The following is an 18,000-nucleotide window of genomic DNA, read 5'->3' on the forward strand; positions in this document are numbered from 1 at the left end:
CCTTCGACTCGCAACCCATTGACGGAGTACATCGTGACACTGACCTCCAGTCCATCTCGCCCGATCCGGATCTCTCTCGCTGTCGCACTCATGGGCGCGGCCGGTGCCCATGCCCACTTCCAGGAGCTCATCCCCTCCACGGATATCGTCAACGCCGAGACCGGCAACAACGTGACGCTGGAGATGCGTTTCACCCACCCCATGGAAGGTGGTCCGCTGATGGCGATGGGAGAACCCGTTCAGGTCGGGGTCCTGAGTCCAGGTGGTCGGGAAGACCTCAAGTCGAGCCTTCAGGCAGAGGAGGTGGACGGTCAGCGCACCTATCGTCTCGACTATAAGATCAAGCAGCCGGGCGACTATGTCTTCTATCTGGAGCCCGCGCCTTACTGGGAGCCGGCCGAGGAAGCAATGATCGTGCATTACACCAAGGTCGTCGTCGATGCCTTCGGTGCGGAGGAGGGTTGGGATGCCGATCTCGGCCTGCCGGTCGAGATCGAGCCCCTGGTTCGCCCTTACGGACTCTGGGCCGGCAATCTTTTTCAAGGGATCGTGAAACAAGACGGCAAGGCCGTGCCGTTTGCGGAGGTCGAGGTCGAGTGGCGCAACGACGGCTCGGTCAAGCCGCCATCGGATCCTTACATCACCCAGGTCATCAAGGCCGATGGGAACGGAGTCTTCAGCTATGCCATGCCCAAGGCTGGCTGGTGGGGCTTTGCCGCCCTGCTCGAGGGTGATGAGCCGATGAAGAATCCCGACGGCGAAGAGGTCCCGGTCGAGCTGGGTGCCCTCATCTGGGTCTATACGCGCGAGATGCGCTGATGTCCGGCGCGGAGATCGCCGACGGTCGAACGCGAGTGGTGTGCAGCGCAAACGGATCGACGAGTGCCGCTTGCCACCTCGCGACGCTTCTGCTGCTGTCGAGTCTTAGCTCCCCGGCCCTCGCGCACAAGCTCCAAGTCTTCGCCTTTACCGAAGGTGCACGGATCAGCGGATCGGCCTACTTCGCCGGCGGCGGTGCCGCCTCGGGTGCGCGAATCGAGGTCCGTGACCGCGAGGGCAAGGTGCTGGCCGAGCTTGCGCCGGATGGCGAGGGTAAGTTTGTCTATACGGCTGCGTTGCCCGTGGATCATCTGATCCTCGCCATCACGGACGACGGTCATCAAGCCGAGTGGCGCGTCCCCGCGGCCGAGCTGGCGGCGGGCTTCGCACCGGACGAATCGCCCGCCCGGGACGCTGAAAGATCCGAAGGGGGCGAGGTGTCCGTCATTGTAGAGACGGTGCCATCTGCGGTTTCGGCAAACGCCATGGCGGCTCTTGATCCCGCATTGGAGTCAGCGATCGAGCGCGCCGTCGCGCGACAGATTCGACCCTTGCGCGAGCAGCTCGTTGCCGCGGAGGATCGGATCCGCCTCCAGGACATCCTCGGCGGCATCGGCTACATCATGGGCCTGACCGGACTGGCTCTCTGGTGGAAGAGCCGCCGTCCGTCCGGTCGGCCTTAGGTCTTGCGCGCCCGGACGGGTGCGCTGGCCTATTTCGTCAAGATCAATTTGTTGTTGCGCGTCATTCTCAGGATGTAACGATCGCCCGCGTGATCGATCAGCAGCAGGTTGTACCCGCGCAACAGCGCGTTGCTGTCGATCCGCGGAAGATCCGCGCGCATCGCTGCGGCAGACTGCGCACGCTGACTCGGGCTCTCGGACAGGGATTCTCTTGGCATGGCCGGCACTCCGCGTGAGTCGGTTTACAAATGCGAATCGTTGTCATTAAGATTATGTCGCGACGCGCCCGCTGTCAAGTCGTCTCGACCAGGTACGCCCTCTATCGCGTTCCCCCGATGCCGGGTGATACCTGGCAGAATCCAAGGCATCTGCGATGGCCGGGCCTGAATCTCGGCACCCCGTCCTTGAGCCCATTGTTCGAAACCCAGATCTATAGGTCATTGCGGTGTCGCTGTCCCTCATTTGGAGAGGTTGGTGCGGCGATTCCGGGACACGCTGTCCCGGAAACCAAAACGGCGCCCATCCCGGACCTTGCGCTGCTGTCCAGCGTGGCGTTTGCCCGGTATCGCAAGGGCACGCCGTTCGAGCCCGAAGCCCGACGAGCCCGACGAGCCGGACCCCGAGCTGTGCATCCGGTTACAAACCGCGATTCTGGATGCCGGTCTGTTCAGGCAGGCCGACCGGCCGCGCGAGGTCTTCGCCGACGCCTTGACCGACTGCGCCGCCGTCGAGGCTCTACCTGTAGTCGGCGGCCCTGAGTCCCTGCGCCTTGAGCTTCATTCGGACCGCTCGCGGCGTGATGCCCATCTGGATCGCGATTTGATCGACATTGCCGTGACTGACCCTCAATGCCCGGGTCAGCGTGTCGATCTCTGCCTGTTTGGCTGCTTGTTGTTTGCGGGTGCGCCATGCCGGTACGGATTCGGGCGGCGCGGTCACCGGGACGTCGATGTCGGTGATCCGAGCATCCGCGGCAAAGATGAAGGCGCGTTCGAGGACGTTCTCCATCTCCCGAATGTTGCCCGGCCAGGCATAGGCCAAGGCCTTGAGGCGTGCGGCTTGAACCAATGTCTTTTCGGCAGTGGCGTAGCGTTGGGCGAGCTTGCGGAGGATGTGCGTGATCAGTGCGTCGATGTCTTCGGTACGCTCGCGCAGCGGCGGGATCGCGATCGGCACGACGTTGAGTCGATAGAAGAGGTCTCGACGGAATTGCCCTGCGTCGACCATTGCGACGATCTCGCGGTTGGATGCGGCAATGATCCTGACATCCGAGCGTAGGGGACGCTTGCCGCCGACGCGTTCGTACTCGCCTTCCTGGATGACACGCAACAACTTGGCCTGTGCCGAAAGCGGGAGGGAATCGATCTCGTCGAGGAAGAGCGTCCCTTTTTCGGCACGTTCGAAGTAGCCGTGATGGACCTCGTAGGCGCCCGTGAAGGCGCCTTTCTCGTGTCCAAAGAGGGCCGTTTCGACCAGATTTTCCGGGATGGCCCCGCAGTTGACCGTGACCATCGGCTTGTCGCGACGCGCGCTGAGCCCATGCAGGGCGCGTGCGACAAGCTCTTTGCCGCAGCCGGTCTCTCCGGTGATCATGACGGTGACGTCCGTGGGGGCGACGATCCGGACCGCCCGCAGCGCATCGCGCATGGCCGCCGACTCCGCGACGATCGGCTGCAGGGCCGCGTCGGGGCTGCCGATACCGACCGGCGGTGGGCACCACTTCTCGCGCAGTCGCCGGTGAACCCTGGGTGTCATGAGTGTCGTGAGGTTTCCCGAGGTCAGGCGCTCGCCGTCCGCCCGGTATTCGGTGCCTTCGTTGCGCGCGGCAAGCTGCGGATCCAGATAGATACAGACGTCGCAGGAGCCGTCTCCGCCCGCGATCGTCTGTCGTAACTCCACCTTCGCGTAGCCGAAGTGGCGTGCGGCGATTCCGCCGAAGACGCTCGATGTCATCCGGCAGAGCGAGGGGGCATGCTTGACCTGCTCGCCGAAGGGGCATCGGCTGTTGACGACCCGGACCGCCCCGGCCTCGGCGGAGGCGCGGGAGAATCGTCCGCCGATCTGATTCTTGATCTCGACGATCAGGTCCGCGTAATGGTCGCGATCCATCGGCCGAGGCGAGCCGAGGACCTCGCGGGCCTTTTCCTCCAGGCAAACGCCGGCCGTCAGGCCGATCTGCTCGATATGCTCGAGGTGGGCAGAACAATTGGGACACTCGGCCCGATCCATCGCCTTGGCGATCTCGGACACGAAGGATTGGAGAAAGGCGACCGCGCGTGACGGTGGTTCGGGCGCGTCAGGCATGTTCGATGATCAGTCGCGTCGAGATCTCGGTTCGGAACAAAACGGCGCTCTCACGCATGCCCGCACCCGCATCCGGGGCCGTGTTGGTGACCTCGCGGCGTGTCGGCAGGCTGCAGTGAACGAATGGCTTGATCTCGGCCTTGGGCCATTCGGCCGTGGACGGCCGGTGCCGACAGAAAGACCCGAATCGTCTTGCCCCCGCAGGCGGGACAGCTCGGCGCTTCCGCCGTCATGGAGTGGAACCTCTCGAAGGAGGCTTGGCAGCAGCTGCACTGGTAGTCGTAGATCGGCATCGGAGCAATCTCTAGGTTGTAAGGCTCGTCGACCAAGGCAAGGCGGCGCCCGAGCCGGGCGCCGTTTCGATCAACGCCAGCGGTTGGGCTGCGGCGTCGTGACACCGAACTGCGCGGAGGTCACATCCGTGCGGGAGCGCTTCTCGTCATCGAACACGGGAGGGCGCAAGCGCCGGGTCTCTACCTCCCAGACCCAGCCGCTGACGACCACGTCCTTCGGGATCAGCGGGTGATTTCGGAAGGTTTCCACCGTCTTCATGCAGGTGACATCGACATCGTCCATCATCCCGATCCATTTCGCGAAGCCGCCCGCATCGAGCTTCAACTCGGGCAAGGTCGGATCCAGAGCCAGGTTGTCGATGTCGACGCCTTTGGCCCGGAGTGCCGCTTCCAAGTCCTTGGCGTTCGCCGACAACATCCCGCACTGCGTATGTTGGACGATAACGATCTCCTGTGTTCCGAAGAAGTTGCAGGTGAGCATCGCCGATCGGATCGCGTCGTCCGTGACGATTCCGCCGGCATTGCGGAAGCAATGAGCATCGCCGCCGCCGACCGGGCTGTCGACGCGAATCCCGAGTGCTTCATCGACCGGCAGGCGCTCGTCCATGCAGGCCAAGACCCAGAGTCGACGGTTGTTGGGGCCATCGGGTCCGAAGCGGCGACGCGTTGCCCAATGATCATAGGCATCGACACGTGCGTTGATCTCGTCTTTCAGATAGCTCATCGCGTTTCTCCTACCCTCAGTTGGTGTTCTGGTTGGCCGAGAACGGCAACCGAAACTCCGCAATGCTTGTGCCAGGGTGGGCGATGATCATCATCAATGGCTTAGTGTAGCGGTTGGATTTTATTTCGTCGTCTTTTTGGGTGCCATCCGAGATGAGTGAAGTAAAAACAAAGCGTTGTGGATTGGAAGGAAGGCTTCTGAAAGGGAAGTGCGATTTCCGGGGATCGACATCCCAACTGCACAGACGATGGGTCGGAAGTGACGCCAACGGTCGTCGCGAAGCGGCGACATCCCGGGATAGACGACTTGCAGTCGTCCTCTTCAGCCGGCCCGACGGCCCGCGAGGTCGCGGTCAACGCGACGCACACGAGAACCGTGCTGAACGCGCTTTGGCACCGGTGTCCGTTTTGCTCAGCCGTTCGCGATCGTCCTCTCCTTCCAGGTGTTGCCCGACGCGACGGTCGTGCGAGCGAGGCCCGTGGAGGAGGACGACTGCAAGTCGTCTATCCCGGAGGCACGCCGCTTCGCGACGTTGCTTCCGGCCGATCGGATGTGCAAGGAAAGATCGGTTTGTCCGGAATCCGATGACGACAACGACAACGACAACGACAACGACAACGACAACGACAACGACAACGACAACGAGTAGAACCTTCGACGACTTACCTTGGTTCCGGCACTGTCGCTAGATCCTTTCCCGGAAAGCACCTTAAACAGCGTCCCCCGCCAAGGGCCGTTGATGCATCAAACGTCGAGCTCACTCGAAACTGAGCATCTCGCTCTGTACGCGGTTTAGGTCCCGCAGAAGGTCTTCAGCACACGCTCCTCTTCCTGCGGCGGCTCGGTGTAGCCGGCGAGGTCAGGACGATCCTCGTAGGGGCGCTCGAGGACGCGCAGGATGGCTTCGAATGGTCCGAAGTCACTCTGCTCGACGGCCGCATTCAGCGCCTGCTCGACGCGATGGTTGCGCGGTATGACCGCCGGATTGGCGCGACGCATTCCCTCGGCGCGCTCGGCGGGTGTTTGCGGATCTCGGTCGAGTCGTGTGCGCCATTGCGCGGCCCACGCCTCGTAAGCCTGCCGGTCGACGAACAAATCGCGTACGCCGCTGTCCGCCCGGGGATCCGCGGCCGCGTCGCAGAGGTGGCGAAAGGTCAGGGTGAAGTCGGCGCCGGATGTCTTCATGGCGTCCAAGAGTCCGTGGATGAGGTCGACATCGTCCGGCTCGGCGGTGGCGAGGCCGAGCTTGCGTCGCATGCCGGCGGTCCAGTGCTCCTCGTAGCGACCGAAGAAGCCGCGGATGAGGTCGGTCGCCTGTTGGATCGCGGCGTCCGATGCCCCGTCGATCAAGGGCAGCAGGGTCTCGGCGAAGCGGGCGAGGTTCCACTGGGCAATTCCCGGTTGATTGCCGTAGGCGTAACGACCACCGCGATCGATGGAGCTGAAGACGGTCGCGGGATCATAGGCGTCCATGAAGGCGCAAGGCCCGTAGTCGATCGTTTCGCCCGAGATCGCCATGTTGTCGGTGTTCATGACGCCGTGGATAAAGCCCACGTGCATCCAGGCGGCGATCAGGGCGGCTTGTCGCTCCAGGACGGCTTCGATGAGTGCGAGGTAGGGCGAGTCGGTCTCGGCGGCCTCCGGGTAATGGCGGGCGATGACGTGATCGGCGAGATGTCGCACGGCCTCGGTGTCGCCGCGCGAGCCGAAATACTGGAAGGTCCCGACGCGGATGTGGCTGCTTGCGATGCGTGTCAGGATGGCGCCGGGCAGGATGGTCTCTCGATAGACAGGCTCGCCGGTCGTGACGGCGGCGAGCGCGCGGGTGGTCGGAATCCCGAGCGCGTGCATGGCCTCGGCGAGGATATATTCACGCAGGACTGGCCCGAGCGCCGCGCGTCCGTCGCCGCTGCGTGAGAAGGGCGTTTGTCCGGAGCCCTTCAGTTGGATGTCGCGACGTTGGCCGGCACGGTCGACCACCTCGCCGAGGAGGATCGCTCTGCCGTCTCCGAGTTGAGGGACGAAGTTGCCGAACTGATGGCCCGCATACGCCATCGCGATCGGATCGCCTCCGTCCGGCAGGCGATTCCCGGCGAAGAGCAGCGCAGCCACCTCCGGATCGGTCGCCGCAGGATCCAGGCCGAGCTCTTCGAACAGCGCAGCGTTCAGCTTGATCAAGCCGGGTGCCGTGACGGGCGTGGGACGGATGCGGGCGTGAAAATGATCGGGTAGACGTCGATAGCTGTTGTCGAACGCGAAGCGAATGGCCTGCTGTGTCATGCGATGGTCTGATGTCGGCTGTGACTCGATACAGTAGGCATGCGGCCATCCCGGCGATTCGCAACTCAACCGCCGCTGAACCGCGTTCCCCGCTAGACGCGCGCTCCGAGGTCTTCTCGGCCCTGTCGCCCAAGAGCAGCCTCGGCGCGACGCGGCTCAGGAGATTGGGTTCAGGAGATTGTTTTCAGCATCATGAAACCGCGTCGACTCCGACGCTCGTTGATGCCTGCAAGGTGGAACAGCCCGACAACAGGACATGACGCCACCGGACGCGGTTTCATCGCGGTTTCATCAAAGCTCCGCCACCAGACGCAACCCGAAGATCCAGCCCTCGATGTCCTCGCCGCTGTCGTAGGCGTCGGCCATGTATTGGATGTCGGCGGTGAGGGCGAGGAAGTCGTTGGCGGCGAAGCGGTAGTAGAGCTCGGCGACGTTGGTGTTGGAGATCCCGGTGTTGGCGCCGTCGAGATAGCCGTAGGCAATGCCGACGGTGTCGGCCTCGCGGCCCCACAGACCGCCGCCGAGCTGCAGTCCGCCGGTGTAGAGCCCGCGGTAGTCGAGGATGTCTTTATGGTCGGTCCAGCCCAGGCGCAGGAAGGCGCCGAGATGATCGCCGAGGGCCTGGTCGAAGGACAGGCCGTAGCCCATCAGATCGGTCTTCTGCGCGGCGACCGGCGCGCCGTCCTGCGGTGCGTCCTCGGTCCACTCCGCTGCCTCGCCGAGGTCGGCGCTGGGCCTGAAGAAGGCCGAGGAGGTGCCGGTGATCACGGCGCGGTAGTTGCCCTCCCCGAGCGCGGTGTCGAGACGATAGCCGACCTGCGCGCCCCAGAAGTTGTAGTTGTTGCCGTCGTCGTTCTCGCCGATGTTCAGCGCCGCGGCCTTGATCTCCCAGTCCCCCAGCGCCAGCTCGAGTGCCGCGCCTGCATCGTAGGACGGCAGATTGAAGCCGCCGGAGTTTACGAACGCCTCGTTCATGAACTGGGTGAATTCGTCGTTGGCGTAGGCGTTCTCGTCCAGATACCCGGTGGAGTCGATGATGCCGAAGGTCGCCCCGAGGGTGGCGTCCTCGGCCAGCGTAAAGGTGTGCTTGTACCAGGCCTGCAGCAGGTAGTCGCGCCCGCGCCCGTTGATGTCCTTCAGATCGTCCTCGAGATCGACCGCCCAGGGGGCGAGCACGAAGGGCGAAACGGCGTTCAGGCCGTTGTCCACGGCAAAACCGAACAGGGCGAAGAACTCGTCGCGCTCGCTGGGGCGAACGCTCAATTCAAGCTGAAACGGCATGCCGCCCCGGCAGGTGTTGCCCTCCAGCGACTGCCCGTCCTCGTCGACCAGCCCGCCCAGACCTTCCTGGCATTGACCCGCCGCGCCCAACACCGCCCCGATCGAGAAGCTGTCGGTAACGTCGTAGGCCCGAATCGGCGCCGCCGATGTGGCGAGTAGGCCGGAGGTCAGCGCAGCCAAGACGAGGCTGCGGTCGGCGGGATGTTTGATGCGAGACATAGCGGAGACTCCATTTTGATGCGAAAGCAAATAAAAAGCGTTCGCATTTATAAAGTGTATCCGAGAGTGAGTAAAGGCGGATGGCGTGCTGCGCTGCAGTATTTTCCGACCGAACGGCGGAAAGTTGATCTCGATCAAAAGAAGCCCCGGTCCGGGTCTCTCCGGGTGGCGCGAAAAGCGTGGTGGAGCGAGGGGATGCAAGCGGGTTTGAAATGAGGCCGGAGGCGGGATCTAAAGCGGCGGTTTCAACCGCATGCTCCGAGCGCGTTCCGGTCGACGCGCGGGGCGATGTGATCCATCCATGGATCGTGCAACAGGCGCGGCCCGTGGCTTCAGTAACCGCCCTTGCGCAGCACCTCGGGCAAGCCCGCGATCTTGGTCCCTTGTTTGGTCGGCGCGAGCGGGAAGAGGGTGTAGAGATCCTTGCTCGTGGGCTTGGAGCCCCACTTCTTGGCCATTTCCTTCAGCACCACGCGCTCCATGGGCTGATTTTGGGCGTTGTTGTGGTACTCGTCCCTCAGATAGTTGATCACGTCCCAGTGTTTGTCGGTCAAGGTGATGCCCTCGATCTCGGCGAGCTTCATCGCGACATCTTCGCTCCAGTCTGCGAGGTCCTGAAGATAGCCGCTTGGGGTCGTCTCGACGGTCTTGCCATTGACTTCGATGGCCATGGTTGCTCCTCTCGTCTTTGCTCGGCGGGGTACAGTCGTTGCGTGACGCTGTACCCGTCATTAAGGGTTGATTTGAACTTCCTAATCTTATGATTTTGTGATTCAGGCGTCACATCTTTTTAACCTGAATGCAGCACGTCCCGCGCGGTTTGCCGTCAAGACGCGACGAGGCGGGGTGATTTTGACGGGCTCCGGGGATGTCGGAAAAGGGCGGGGCAGCGGGGACATTGCGAGGAGGCCGCGCGTGTCGGGGGTTAAACCGCGCCCGATGCGAGATGCGTAGTGTGTTGGATCGGCTTGGCTGCGCCGGCTCCGACGCTTGTCGGAGCCGGCGCGGTTTAACGTATTAAAAAATATATAATTCTAAACCGCGGCCCCGCTAAGGGCCGTGAATGCACCAAACGGCGAACTCTCGCGAAAGTGAGCATCTCGCTCTGGACGCGGTTTAGGCTGCTTCGTCGGACGAAGCCCGCGTCGCAGCACGTTCAGCCTTGACTTGGCTTGACCGAGTCGATCCCCTTGTGCGGAATGAAGATCCCGCAACCCAGTAGGTGATGGTGCCCGAGTCCCTGTTGCTGCAGCCGGATGGATTCGTCCGGCGTGAGTCCCGCAAGCATCAGGCTGCGTGTCGCAATGGAACCATCGGGCGTGGCGAGCCGGTTCGTTCTGCCGCACACGGCCTTGCGCACGCGGATATCCATCGCGGAGAGGGCGCGTGCTGCGGTCTCGAGAAAAACGCCCTCGTCTTCCTCTGCCGGGGCGGCGAGATCAAGTGCGACATATCTAGAAAATAAGGTCGTCTCGGCGGTGAGCGGCTTGGTCTTGCCCGTGCCCACGACAAGGGTTTCTCCGCCGACATCGAGCTTGGCCCCCGGAAGATCACGCAATACCTCCGTGACGCGGTGTCGGGGAACCCGCAGGGTCAGCTTGGTTCGCCGGGAGACGACGAGATAAGAGTCCGTGCCGTGCTCGGGTCGCTCCCAGCCGTTCTGTGATCCGGCGACATGCACCGAGTGCACGGCAATGCCCGCCTCCTCGACGATCCAGGGCAGTGACTGTTTCAGCGCCTCGGCCAGCAGGTAGGCGTGGTCGACCGGGAGGCATTTGCAGTCGATCCCGAAGAGGAGATCGACGATGTCATCCGGCACACGAATTCGGTCGGGGTTGTCGTCGTCATTCCAAAACATCATGGTTGTCCGTCGTGTGCACTCGATTGTGTTTCATGGCCTGAAAGCCCGGTATACCCGCGGCAACATCTCAGAAACACGCCGAGCCCAGCATCCAATCATTGTCGTTGTCGTTGTCGTTGTCGTTGTCGTTGTCGTAATCGTAATCGTAATCGTAATCGGCAACGACAACCACAACCGAGGCAACGCGATGCTCTCGTCGAGTTGCCTTACCGACCTTTGAGAACCGTGCCTTAGGCGAACGGAAGACGCTCCTGCAGCGCACGGCGGTCGAACCACCACTCGTCCTGCACCAGCACGTCGACGACATTGCGTAAGCGCACCAGGAACTTCTCCGGCTCCTTGAGCTCGAGGCGCTCCATCCAGTGCTCGAGCTGCTCGGGTGTGTCGACGCCGCTGTGTCGCCGTGCAACCGTGCCCAGCATTTGGGTTGCGAAGAACATGAGATCCTCGCGTTGACGGTCTCTGGCGCGGACATCGGCGATGAAAAGTGCCGTGGTCGCGGCGACTGCGGCGCCGTCGGCGTCGTCGGGCGTCTCGTCGATCACGTGGCCAAGAAGCTCGATGGTCAGCTCGGGATCGATCGGGCATGTCACCCCAAGCCAGATCCCTTGGCCGAGCGCAACGAGTGACTCTTCTTGGCCGGCCTGGAACAGAACATCGCAGGCATCGGCGGCAAGCTCGAAGGAGTCGTGCGCGATGAAATGGTCGAAGGCCGCGCGGCCGATGGGCCACGCCTCTTCACCTCGCTCCAGACTCACCAGCGTGCGTGCGACCTGCAGCCGTGCGTCCGCGACCGCATGCGCGGGCGCATGGATCCGTACGAGGTTGTCGAGCCGATCCTGGAGCATCCCCAGATGCGACTCCAGCGATGCATTCTCGGCGCTGCGATTGATGATCGAATCAGCGGCCGTATCGGCAATCTGCGTTGCCAGAACGTCGAATTGTTTCATAACGAAGCCTTTCTCTGCTCCGGCGTCTGTTCAGACCTCCGCCCGGAGATCATCGGACGAGCCCGCTGAAGGCGGCCTCGAGTCGATCCTCCCAGTTCTCCGGGGTATCGGGGTAGGGGGGCTTGACGTCCATCCTGAAGAAACGCTCGCCCGAGCGCGCGACAGCCTGAATGACGGGGACGAGTTCGTCGAACGATTCGATGTCTTGATTAGATACCAGTATCTCGCTGAGCTTGAGCATGGGTCGTCGCTACTGCTCCCTTGTCGTCGGGTTGATGTTGAGCGCTTCGCCCGCTTCGCGCTCTTGCGGCCGCGGGTCTATGACGCGTCGTGTTCGTAACCTGCGCGGGCAGGTCGCGACGGACCCAGTGCCTATGGCGCGCGGGCTTTCGGTCGACTGTCAGTCGAGGACGATTCGGTCCAAGAAGCGGACGCGGTAGAGAAGTCGCGCCTTCGCGGGGTCTTCCTCATCGTCGAATCCTGAGCGGCAGTGCAGGACGTTGTTGGCGATCAGCCCTTCGCCCGGTTCTAGCCTGTACTCGAACGTGAAGACATCCGGGCGGGAAAACAACCGATCCAGTGCCGCTCGCGCGGCATGCGTGTCGGGCGTGTCGCGCCAGAGGACGTGGCGTGCACGTGCCGAGTAACGCATGTGTAGATGTCCGCTACGCACCGAGAACACAGGTCCGACACTCGCCGCCCGGAGTGTGCGACCGTCCCGGACATGCGCAGGGATGCTCAGGGCTTGCGGGTGAGAAAGCGCCGCGATGTGCTGCGGCGATTCGTCGCGCAGGCGCAGATAGGCCATCTCATGGTCGATGAGGCCGTTCTCCCCGCCGTGACGCGCGGCGCGTCGACAGAACAGACACCATGCCTCGACCTGTTTATCCGGGGGGTTGTAGTAGCCGTCGGTGTGCCAGCTCAGCGGTTTGTCGGTATAGGGGATGAAGTCGCCGAGGGTTGCACCGCCGGGGGTCTCGGGGCCTGCATCCGCGCGTCCACCCTCGTCTGGATTACGTCGGGTTGCGGTGATACGGCTCACGGCCGAGGCGTCGGCGAAGAGGTTGGAATCCGTTGTTCGCAGCCCGAGGGCCTGCGTGAACGCCAGCAGAGCCTCGGTCTCGATCTTGTCGGGATCGACCTCGACCAGCGCCATGTTGAAAGTAGCGATCCGTGTCTTCAACGCGGCGTGCTCGGCCGGCGTGGGCCGGTCGAGTCGCTCGACGGGAACACGCAGGTCCGTGATCTCGGCTGGATAAGCGCGCAGCTTGCGAGTCCTCCAGTGTGAATAGGCACGATCGTCCGAGAGATCGAAAGGGTCGTCCACGGGTTTCACCCCCCTGAATGAGCAAACCTGAATATTAGTGAATGTTGACTTACGGCGCCTCGAGATGTAGCATCTCCTGTCAATTTGCTCAAGCATGTTCGCCGCCAACAAGAATCGGGAGGACACCCGCTGCGGCGCTCGTCATGCCTTAGATCCTCTATCCCGAATGGGATAGTCCGTCGGGTAAGAGCCCTCCCAATCGTGGAATGGGCGCGGACCCGGGGAGCCGGTAATTTAGCGAATGCCGATGGGGTCTCGGTAGAACAGGTTTCGATGTGCGCCGGCTGTTCAGGCATGCCGTCTAGCCCGCGCCATGGCGAGACTCTCGGTCAAGCGGTGTTGTATCGACACATGCCCGATTGGTTTTATCGGAACCCCTATCCCTTCCTGCTTTATTCTGATTCGGAGAGACAGCGCCATGGCGATCGAGAAGCACAGTACACCGATGCTTGATCAGCTCGAAACCGGCCCTTGGCCGAGCTTTATCTCGGGCATCAAGCGTCTCCGCGACGAGCATCCGGAGCCCCGTATCAACGAGATGACCAACGATCTACTTGGTCAGCTCGAGCATTCATACGAGACCCGTAAAGGGTATTGGAAGGGCGGCACCGTTTCGGTTTTCGGGTACGGCGGAGGGATCATTCCGCGCTTCTCCGAGGTCGGCAAAGCATTCCCGAAATCCAAGGAATTCCATACGCTGCGCGTCCAGCCGCCGGCCGGCAACCATTACTCGACCGACATGCTGCGCCAATTGGCCGACAGCTGGGAGAAGTGGGGCTCGGGCCTCGTGACCTTCCACGGTCAAACCGGCAACATCATGTTCATCGGGACGGACACCCAGAACACGCAGCACTTCTTCGACGAGATCAACGAATACGGTTGGGACCTCGGCGGTGCCGGTCCTTGCGTACGCACGGCCATGTCCTGTGTAGGTGCGGCGCGCTGCGAGATGTCCTGCACGAACGAACTCAAGGCGCACCGTGCGCTGGTGAACAACTTCGTCGACGACGTCCATCGCCCGGCCCTTCCTTACAAATTCAAGTTCAAGGTCTCCGGCTGCGCGAACGACTGCCAAAACGCCATCGAGCGCTCGGATTTTGCGGTCCTGGGCACGTGGCGCGACGACATGAAGGTCGACCAAGCCGAGGTCAAGAACTACATCGCCGACAAAGGGCGTCAGTACTATATCGACAACGTCATCACGCGCTGTCCGACGCAGGCGCTCAGCCTGACCGACGACAACACGCTCGTGGTCAACAACCGCGATTGCGTGCGCTGCATGCACTGTCTCAACGTGATGCCCAAGGCGCTGCATCCGGGAGACGACAAGGGTGTAACCATCCTGATCGGCGGCAAGCGTACCCTCAAGATCGGTGATCTGATGGGCACCGTCGTTGTGCCCTTCAAGAAGCTCGAAACCGAGGAGGACTACGAGTCCATGGTCGAGCTCGCCGAGACCATCATTGACTTCTGGGCGGAGAACGGTCTGGAGCATGAGCGCTGCGGCGAGATGATCGAACGTATCGGCCTGGCCAACTTCCTCGACGGCATCGGGATCGAGCCGGATCCGAATATGCTGAGCCACCCGCGTCAAAGCTCCTATGTGAGGCTGGACGGATGGGACGAGGCGGCCGAGGCATGGTTCGAGCGTCAAGCCGAAGCCGGCAAGTAAATCCGCATCGGCACCCGTGGGGCCGCGCATGCGATCCCCTGGATCGCGATATGCGGGCGCCGACGGGTGCCGCCGAACGACTTACCATCAGACTGAAATATTGGAGTAAAGGCGATGGCAGACATGCGTGAGCCGATCGAATCCGGATGCCCTGATCCCTGGCAGTATATGCATCCGATGATGCGCAAGAATTTCGGCCAGTGGAAATACCATGATCATCCTCGTCCCGGCGTCCTGCTCCACGTCGCGTATAGCGGCGATAAGATTTGGACCGTCAAGGCGGGAACCCAGCGTATCCTCGATGTGTTCACCCTGCGCAAGCTGTGCGATATCGGTGATGAATTCGCCGAAGGCTATGTGCACTTCACGCTGCGCTCCAACATTGAATACATGGTGACGGACGAGGCGAAGGTCCAGCCCCTGATCGATGCTCTGGAGGGCGCGGGCTTCATCGTCGGCGGCACGCAGAACTCGGTGGCGATGATCTCGCACACACAGGGTTGGTTGCACTGCGACATCCCCGGCACCGACGCCTCGGGCGTGGTGAAGTCCATGATGGACGAGCTCATCGACGAGTTCCGCAACGCCAATATGCCGAATCGGGTGCATATCACGACGTCCTGCTGCCAGATCAATTGCGGCGGCCAGGGTGATATCGCGATCAACGTGCAGCACACCAAGCCGCCGAAGATCAATCATGATCTGGTTGCGAACGTCTGCGAGCGCCCCTCCGTCGTCGCGCGCTGCCCGGTTGCGGCGATTCGTCCGGCCATGGTGAACGGTAAGCCCTCGCTGGAAGTCGACGAGCGCAAGTGCATCTGCTGCGGTGCCTGCTATCCGCCCTGTCCGCCGATGCAGATCAACGACGCCGAGCATTCCAAGCTGGCCATCTGGGTTGGCGGGAACCATTCCAATGCCCGCGGCAAGCCGACCTTCCAGAAACTGGTCGCCGCCGGCATCCCGAACAATCCGCCGCGCTGGCCCGAGGCGACCGCGATCGTCAAGCGTATCCTCAAGGCGTATAAAGAGGGCGCGCGGGATTGGGAGCGGGTCAACGAGTGGATCGAGCGCATCGGCTGGCCGCGCTTCTTCGAAGAGGTCGAGCTGCCCTTCACCAAGTATCATATCGATACCTGGCGCGGTGCACGGGCCAGCTTCAACAGCTCCTCGTACATCCGCTTCTAAGGGCGGGCAGAGGGATCGGTTCAAGAGCTATCGTAATCAGTCGAGAGGTCGGCATGAAGTTCGCACTTCAGATCAACGAGGGACCCTACCAACACCAGTCATCCGACTCGGCATATCAGTTTGCCAAGGCGGCGCTGGAGAAGGGGCACGAGATCTTTCGGGTCTTCTTCTATCACGACGGGGTCAACAACTCGACGCGTCTGACGACACCGCCGCAGGACGATCGTCATATCGTCAATCGCTGGGCGGAGTTGGCCGAGCAGCACGACCTCGATCTGGTCGTCTGCGTCGCCGCGGCCCAACGCCGCGGTATCGTGGACGAGGGCGAAGCGAGCCGCAACGGCAAGGACGCCACCAACATTCATCCCAAGTTCCGCATCTCCGGACTCGGGCAGCTGGTCGAGGCGGCCATTCAAGCCGACCGTCTCGTCGTCTTCGGCGACTAAAGGAGAGTTGAGATGTCGGAAGTCGTGAAGAAATTCATGTACCTCAACCGCAAGGCGCCTTACGGGACCATCTATGCCTGGGAGGCACTGGAAGTGGTGCTGATCGGGGCCGCCTTCGATCAGGACGTCAGCGTCATGTTTCTCGACGACGGGGTCTATCAGCTCACCAAGGGCCAAGATACCAAGGCGATCGGCATGAAGAACTTCTCGCCGACCTTCCGGACCCTGGGCGACTACGAGGTCAAAAAGATCTTCGTGGACCGTGCCTCGCTGGAGGCCCGAGGGCTCACTCAGGACGATCTGGTCGAGATCGCCTGGGAAGACTTCGAGACCGAAGAAGAGATCGAGAACATCGTCGAGGTGATCGACTCGGCCCGCGTCGGCGAGCTGATGAACGAATCCGATGCGATCTTCAGCTTCTAGAGGGACGTCATGAGTATTCTGCATACCGTCAACAAGTCGCCGTTCGAGCGCAACGCGCTCGAGTCCTGTCTGAAGTTCGCCACCGACGGGTCGGCCGTGTTGCTGTTCGAAGACGGCGTTTATGCGGCCCTTCAAGGGACCGCCGTCGAACCCCATGTGAGCGGTGCGCTCGGCCGCTTGAAGGTCTATGTGCTGGGCCCGGACCTGCAGGCGCGCGGCTTCTCCGCGGAGCGCATCATCGAGGGTATCAGTGTCGTGGACTATGCCGGATTCGTGGATCTTGCCGCGGAAAACGGGAAAGTTCAGGCCTGGTTGTAGTTTTTTAGAAACCGATAGGAGCATCTAAATGTCTGACACGATCGAAGTCGACGGCAAGCAATACGGTGTCGACGAGGAAGGTTATCTCGCCAATCTGAACGATTGGGTCCCGGGCATCGCCACCGTCATGGCGGCGCAGGACAACATCGAGTTGACCGACGAGCACTGGGACATCATCAACTTCCTGCGCGAGTACTACGAGGAGTATCAAATTGCTCCCGCGGTGCGCGTGCTGACCAAGGCAGTGGGCAAGAAGCTCGGCAAGGACAAGGGCAACAGCAAATACCTCTACAGCCTGTTCCCCTATGGCCCGGCCAAGCAGGCATGCCGTTTCGCCGGCCTCCCGAAGCCGACCGGCTGCGTCTGATCCGTCAGCCGTGACCGGGGGCGGGCTCGTTGCGAGCTCGACCCCCGGCGACTCTCCGATCCACTGAGGTACCAGGCACATGTCGTTCCTGACCACGGTCTACGCCTATCTGTATTACTTCGCGGCCTTGGTGTTGCTGGCCGGCGTGACCTTCAAGGTCGTCCAGTACGCGCGCACCCCGGCACCGCTGAAGATTCCGACGACACCGGCACCGACCACCAAAGCCGGAGTCGTGCTCAGAATGACGCGCGAGGTCGTGCTGTTCGAGAGCCTGTTTCGCGGCAACAAGTGGACCTGGATCTTCGGCTGGATCTTTCACTTCGGCCTCTTTCTCGTTACGTTGCGCCATCTGCGCTATTTCATGGAACCGGTATGGCTGCCGATCGAGCTGGTCCAGCCGTTCGGGATCTATGGTGGTATGGCGATGGTCGTGGGTCTTGCCGGCTTGTGGGCGCGACGTTTCTTCGTCGACCGAGTCCGCTACATCTCCTCGCCCTCGGATCATCTGATCCTGGCGCTGCTGATCGCGATCGGCTGCACCGGATTGTTGATGACGTTCGTGTTTCATACCGACGTCGTCGCGGTGAAGTCATTCTTTATCGGACTCTACAGCTTCGACCCGCCGCCGCTGCCCGGGGATCCGCTGCTGCTGCTGCACCTGTTTCTGGTGGCCGCGTTGATGATTATTTTCCCCTACAGCAAGCTGCTCCATGCGCCGGGTCTCTTCTTCAGCCCCAGCCGCAATCAGGTCGACAACCCGCGCGAGCAAAGACACATTGCGCCTTGGGCGAAACGACTCGAGCAGGAATAGATTTTTCGCGCCATCCCGTCCGCAGCAAAGGTTGATC

At 62.1% G+C, this 18,000-nt stretch carries 21 protein-coding genes; 10 read left to right on the forward strand and 11 right to left on the reverse strand.

Features of this window, described 5'->3' with window-relative positions; translation table 11 throughout:
- The first annotated feature begins 33 nt into the window (after window positions 1-33).
- Both BDD21_RS15565 and BDD21_RS15570 read left to right on the forward strand, forming a co-directional pair.
- Entirely contained in the window at window positions 34-819 is a 786-nt protein-coding gene (locus tag BDD21_RS15565; protein ID WP_245969637.1) for a DUF4198 domain-containing protein, read from the forward strand.
- Complete coding sequence (locus BDD21_RS15570; protein WP_245969638.1) at window positions 819-1,502, forward strand: hypothetical protein; 684 nt, start codon at window positions 819-821, stop codon at window positions 1,500-1,502. Before BDD21_RS15565 ends, BDD21_RS15570 begins: the two co-directional genes overlap by 1 nt.
- A 29-nt stretch (window positions 1,503-1,531) precedes the next feature.
- Here BDD21_RS15570 and hemP read toward each other — a convergent pair whose 3' ends face one another.
- The 4 genes from hemP to BDD21_RS15595 form a co-directional block, all read right to left on the reverse strand.
- A complete protein-coding gene (gene hemP, locus BDD21_RS15575) occupies window positions 1,532-1,720 on the reverse strand; it encodes a hemin uptake protein HemP (protein ID WP_120797914.1) in 189 nt (62 codons plus the stop codon).
- A gap of 517 nt (window positions 1,721-2,237) precedes the next feature.
- Window positions 2,238-3,806, reverse strand: coding sequence for a sigma 54-interacting transcriptional regulator (locus tag BDD21_RS15585; protein ID WP_120797916.1), 1,569 nt, complete (start codon window positions 3,804-3,806; stop codon window positions 2,238-2,240).
- Between the two features lie 50 nt (window positions 3,807-3,856).
- The gene (locus tag BDD21_RS29250) at window positions 3,857-4,099 is read right to left on the reverse strand and encodes an FmdB family zinc ribbon protein (protein WP_120799959.1); all 243 of its coding nucleotides are present in this window, start codon (window positions 4,097-4,099) and stop codon (window positions 3,857-3,859) included.
- 70 nt (window positions 4,100-4,169) lie between these two features.
- Window positions 4,170-4,823 carry a beta-class carbonic anhydrase gene (locus BDD21_RS15595; protein ID WP_120797917.1) on the reverse strand — a complete coding sequence of 218 codons (654 nt, stop codon included), beginning with the start codon at window positions 4,821-4,823 and terminating at the stop codon, window positions 4,170-4,172.
- A 463-nt stretch (window positions 4,824-5,286) separates the two neighbouring features.
- Here BDD21_RS15595 and BDD21_RS27890 point away from each other — a divergent pair, with 463 nt between their 5' ends.
- Complete coding sequence (locus BDD21_RS27890; RefSeq protein WP_170164646.1) at window positions 5,287-5,472, forward strand: hypothetical protein; 186 nt, start codon at window positions 5,287-5,289, stop codon at window positions 5,470-5,472.
- A gap of 143 nt (window positions 5,473-5,615) precedes the next feature.
- On the opposite strand, the gene BDD21_RS15605 is transcribed toward BDD21_RS27890, so the two are convergent.
- From BDD21_RS15605 to BDD21_RS15635, 7 genes are all read right to left on the reverse strand, one after another.
- The gene (locus tag BDD21_RS15605; protein ID WP_120797919.1) at window positions 5,616-7,103 is read right to left on the reverse strand and encodes a protein adenylyltransferase SelO; all 1,488 of its coding nucleotides are present in this window, start codon (window positions 7,101-7,103) and stop codon (window positions 5,616-5,618) included.
- Between the two features lie 291 nt (window positions 7,104-7,394).
- Window positions 7,395-8,603, reverse strand: coding sequence for a carbohydrate porin (locus BDD21_RS15610; RefSeq protein ID WP_120797920.1), 1,209 nt, complete (start codon window positions 8,601-8,603; stop codon window positions 7,395-7,397).
- A gap of 332 nt (window positions 8,604-8,935) precedes the next feature.
- Complete coding sequence (locus tag BDD21_RS15615) at window positions 8,936-9,274, reverse strand: TusE/DsrC/DsvC family sulfur relay protein (protein ID WP_120797921.1); 339 nt, start codon at window positions 9,272-9,274, stop codon at window positions 8,936-8,938.
- 485 nt (window positions 9,275-9,759) lie between these two features.
- Window positions 9,760-10,464: a type I-MYXAN CRISPR-associated protein Cas6/Cmx6 gene (gene cas6 / locus BDD21_RS15620; protein ID WP_342769609.1), complete on the reverse strand. Its 705-nt coding sequence runs from the start codon at window positions 10,462-10,464 to the stop codon at window positions 9,760-9,762.
- Between the two features lie 230 nt (window positions 10,465-10,694).
- Window positions 10,695-11,414: a hypothetical protein gene (locus BDD21_RS15625; protein ID WP_120797922.1), complete on the reverse strand. Its 720-nt coding sequence runs from the start codon at window positions 11,412-11,414 to the stop codon at window positions 10,695-10,697.
- A 49-nt stretch (window positions 11,415-11,463) separates the two neighbouring features.
- On the reverse strand, window positions 11,464-11,655 hold the full coding sequence (locus tag BDD21_RS15630) for a sulfur relay protein DsrC (RefSeq protein ID WP_093028002.1): 192 nt from the start codon (window positions 11,653-11,655) through the stop codon (window positions 11,464-11,466).
- Window positions 11,656-11,814: 159 nt separating this feature from the next.
- Window positions 11,815-12,741 carry a TauD/TfdA dioxygenase family protein gene (locus BDD21_RS15635; RefSeq protein WP_120797923.1) on the reverse strand — a complete coding sequence of 309 codons (927 nt, stop codon included), beginning with the start codon at window positions 12,739-12,741 and terminating at the stop codon, window positions 11,815-11,817.
- Window positions 12,742-13,159: 418 nt separating this feature from the next.
- Here BDD21_RS15635 and dsrA point away from each other — a divergent pair, with 418 nt between their 5' ends.
- From dsrA to BDD21_RS15670, 7 genes are all read left to right on the forward strand, one after another.
- Window positions 13,160-14,413 carry a dissimilatory-type sulfite reductase subunit alpha gene (dsrA, locus tag BDD21_RS15640; protein ID WP_120797924.1) on the forward strand — a complete coding sequence of 418 codons (1,254 nt, stop codon included), beginning with the start codon at window positions 13,160-13,162 and terminating at the stop codon, window positions 14,411-14,413.
- Window positions 14,414-14,527: 114 nt separating this feature from the next.
- A complete protein-coding gene (dsrB, locus tag BDD21_RS15645; RefSeq protein ID WP_120797925.1) occupies window positions 14,528-15,598 on the forward strand; it encodes a dissimilatory-type sulfite reductase subunit beta in 1,071 nt (356 codons plus the stop codon).
- A gap of 53 nt (window positions 15,599-15,651) precedes the next feature.
- A complete protein-coding gene (gene tusD / locus BDD21_RS15650) occupies window positions 15,652-16,044 on the forward strand; it encodes a sulfurtransferase complex subunit TusD (RefSeq protein WP_120797926.1) in 393 nt (130 codons plus the stop codon).
- Window positions 16,045-16,056: 12 nt separating this feature from the next.
- The gene (tusC, locus tag BDD21_RS15655; RefSeq protein ID WP_120797927.1) at window positions 16,057-16,467 is read left to right on the forward strand and encodes a sulfurtransferase complex subunit TusC; all 411 of its coding nucleotides are present in this window, start codon (window positions 16,057-16,059) and stop codon (window positions 16,465-16,467) included.
- A gap of 9 nt (window positions 16,468-16,476) precedes the next feature.
- Complete coding sequence (gene tusB, locus BDD21_RS15660) at window positions 16,477-16,785, forward strand: sulfurtransferase complex subunit TusB (protein ID WP_120797928.1); 309 nt, start codon at window positions 16,477-16,479, stop codon at window positions 16,783-16,785.
- Window positions 16,786-16,813: 28 nt separating this feature from the next.
- Window positions 16,814-17,152 carry a TusE/DsrC/DsvC family sulfur relay protein gene (locus BDD21_RS15665; RefSeq protein ID WP_093027992.1) on the forward strand — a complete coding sequence of 113 codons (339 nt, stop codon included), beginning with the start codon at window positions 16,814-16,816 and terminating at the stop codon, window positions 17,150-17,152.
- A 79-nt stretch (window positions 17,153-17,231) separates the two neighbouring features.
- Window positions 17,232-17,963 (forward strand): respiratory nitrate reductase subunit gamma, encoded by a 732-nt coding sequence (locus BDD21_RS15670; protein ID WP_120797929.1) that lies wholly within the window; start codon window positions 17,232-17,234, stop codon window positions 17,961-17,963.
- Window positions 17,964-18,000 lie beyond the last annotated feature (37 nt).

The sequence above is a fragment of the Thiocapsa rosea genome, from assembly GCF_003634315.1.
GTDB classification, from domain to species: Bacteria; Pseudomonadota; Gammaproteobacteria; order Chromatiales; family Chromatiaceae; genus Thiocapsa; species Thiocapsa rosea.

What these genes read in the sequence shown, in the direction of transcription:
- BDD21_RS15570 (WP_245969638.1), top strand. Translation starts at nt 819, where the DNA reads ATGTCCGGCGCGGAGATCGCCGACGGTCGAACGCGAGTGGTGTGCAGC.
- hemP (WP_120797914.1), bottom strand. Translation starts at nt 1,720, where the DNA reads ATGCCAAGAGAATCCCTGTCCGAGAGCCCGAGTCAGCGTGCGCAGTCT.
- BDD21_RS15585 (WP_120797916.1), bottom strand. Translation starts at nt 3,806, where the DNA reads ATGCCTGACGCGCCCGAACCACCGTCACGCGCGGTCGCCTTTCTCCAA.
- BDD21_RS29250 (WP_120799959.1), bottom strand. Translation starts at nt 4,099, where the DNA reads ATGCCGATCTACGACTACCAGTGCAGCTGCTGCCAAGCCTCCTTCGAG.
- BDD21_RS15595 (WP_120797917.1), bottom strand. Translation starts at nt 4,823, where the DNA reads ATGAGCTATCTGAAAGACGAGATCAACGCACGTGTCGATGCCTATGAT.
- BDD21_RS15605 (WP_120797919.1), bottom strand. Translation starts at nt 7,103, where the DNA reads ATGACACAGCAGGCCATTCGCTTCGCGTTCGACAACAGCTATCGACGT.
- BDD21_RS15610 (WP_120797920.1), bottom strand. Translation starts at nt 8,603, where the DNA reads ATGTCTCGCATCAAACATCCCGCCGACCGCAGCCTCGTCTTGGCTGCG.
- BDD21_RS15615 (WP_120797921.1), bottom strand. Translation starts at nt 9,274, where the DNA reads ATGGCCATCGAAGTCAATGGCAAGACCGTCGAGACGACCCCAAGCGGC.
- cas6 (WP_342769609.1), bottom strand. Translation starts at nt 10,464, where the DNA reads ATGATGTTTTGGAATGACGACGACAACCCCGACCGAATTCGTGTGCCG.
- BDD21_RS15625 (WP_120797922.1), bottom strand. Translation starts at nt 11,414, where the DNA reads ATGAAACAATTCGACGTTCTGGCAACGCAGATTGCCGATACGGCCGCT.
- BDD21_RS15630 (WP_093028002.1), bottom strand. Translation starts at nt 11,655, where the DNA reads ATGCTCAAGCTCAGCGAGATACTGGTATCTAATCAAGACATCGAATCG.
- dsrA (WP_120797924.1), top strand. Translation starts at nt 13,160, where the DNA reads ATGGCGATCGAGAAGCACAGTACACCGATGCTTGATCAGCTCGAAACC.
- dsrB (WP_120797925.1), top strand. Translation starts at nt 14,528, where the DNA reads ATGGCAGACATGCGTGAGCCGATCGAATCCGGATGCCCTGATCCCTGG.
- tusD (WP_120797926.1), top strand. Translation starts at nt 15,652, where the DNA reads ATGAAGTTCGCACTTCAGATCAACGAGGGACCCTACCAACACCAGTCA.
- tusC (WP_120797927.1), top strand. Translation starts at nt 16,057, where the DNA reads ATGTCGGAAGTCGTGAAGAAATTCATGTACCTCAACCGCAAGGCGCCT.
- tusB (WP_120797928.1), top strand. Translation starts at nt 16,477, where the DNA reads ATGAGTATTCTGCATACCGTCAACAAGTCGCCGTTCGAGCGCAACGCG.
- BDD21_RS15665 (WP_093027992.1), top strand. Translation starts at nt 16,814, where the DNA reads ATGTCTGACACGATCGAAGTCGACGGCAAGCAATACGGTGTCGACGAG.
- BDD21_RS15670 (WP_120797929.1), top strand. Translation starts at nt 17,232, where the DNA reads ATGTCGTTCCTGACCACGGTCTACGCCTATCTGTATTACTTCGCGGCC.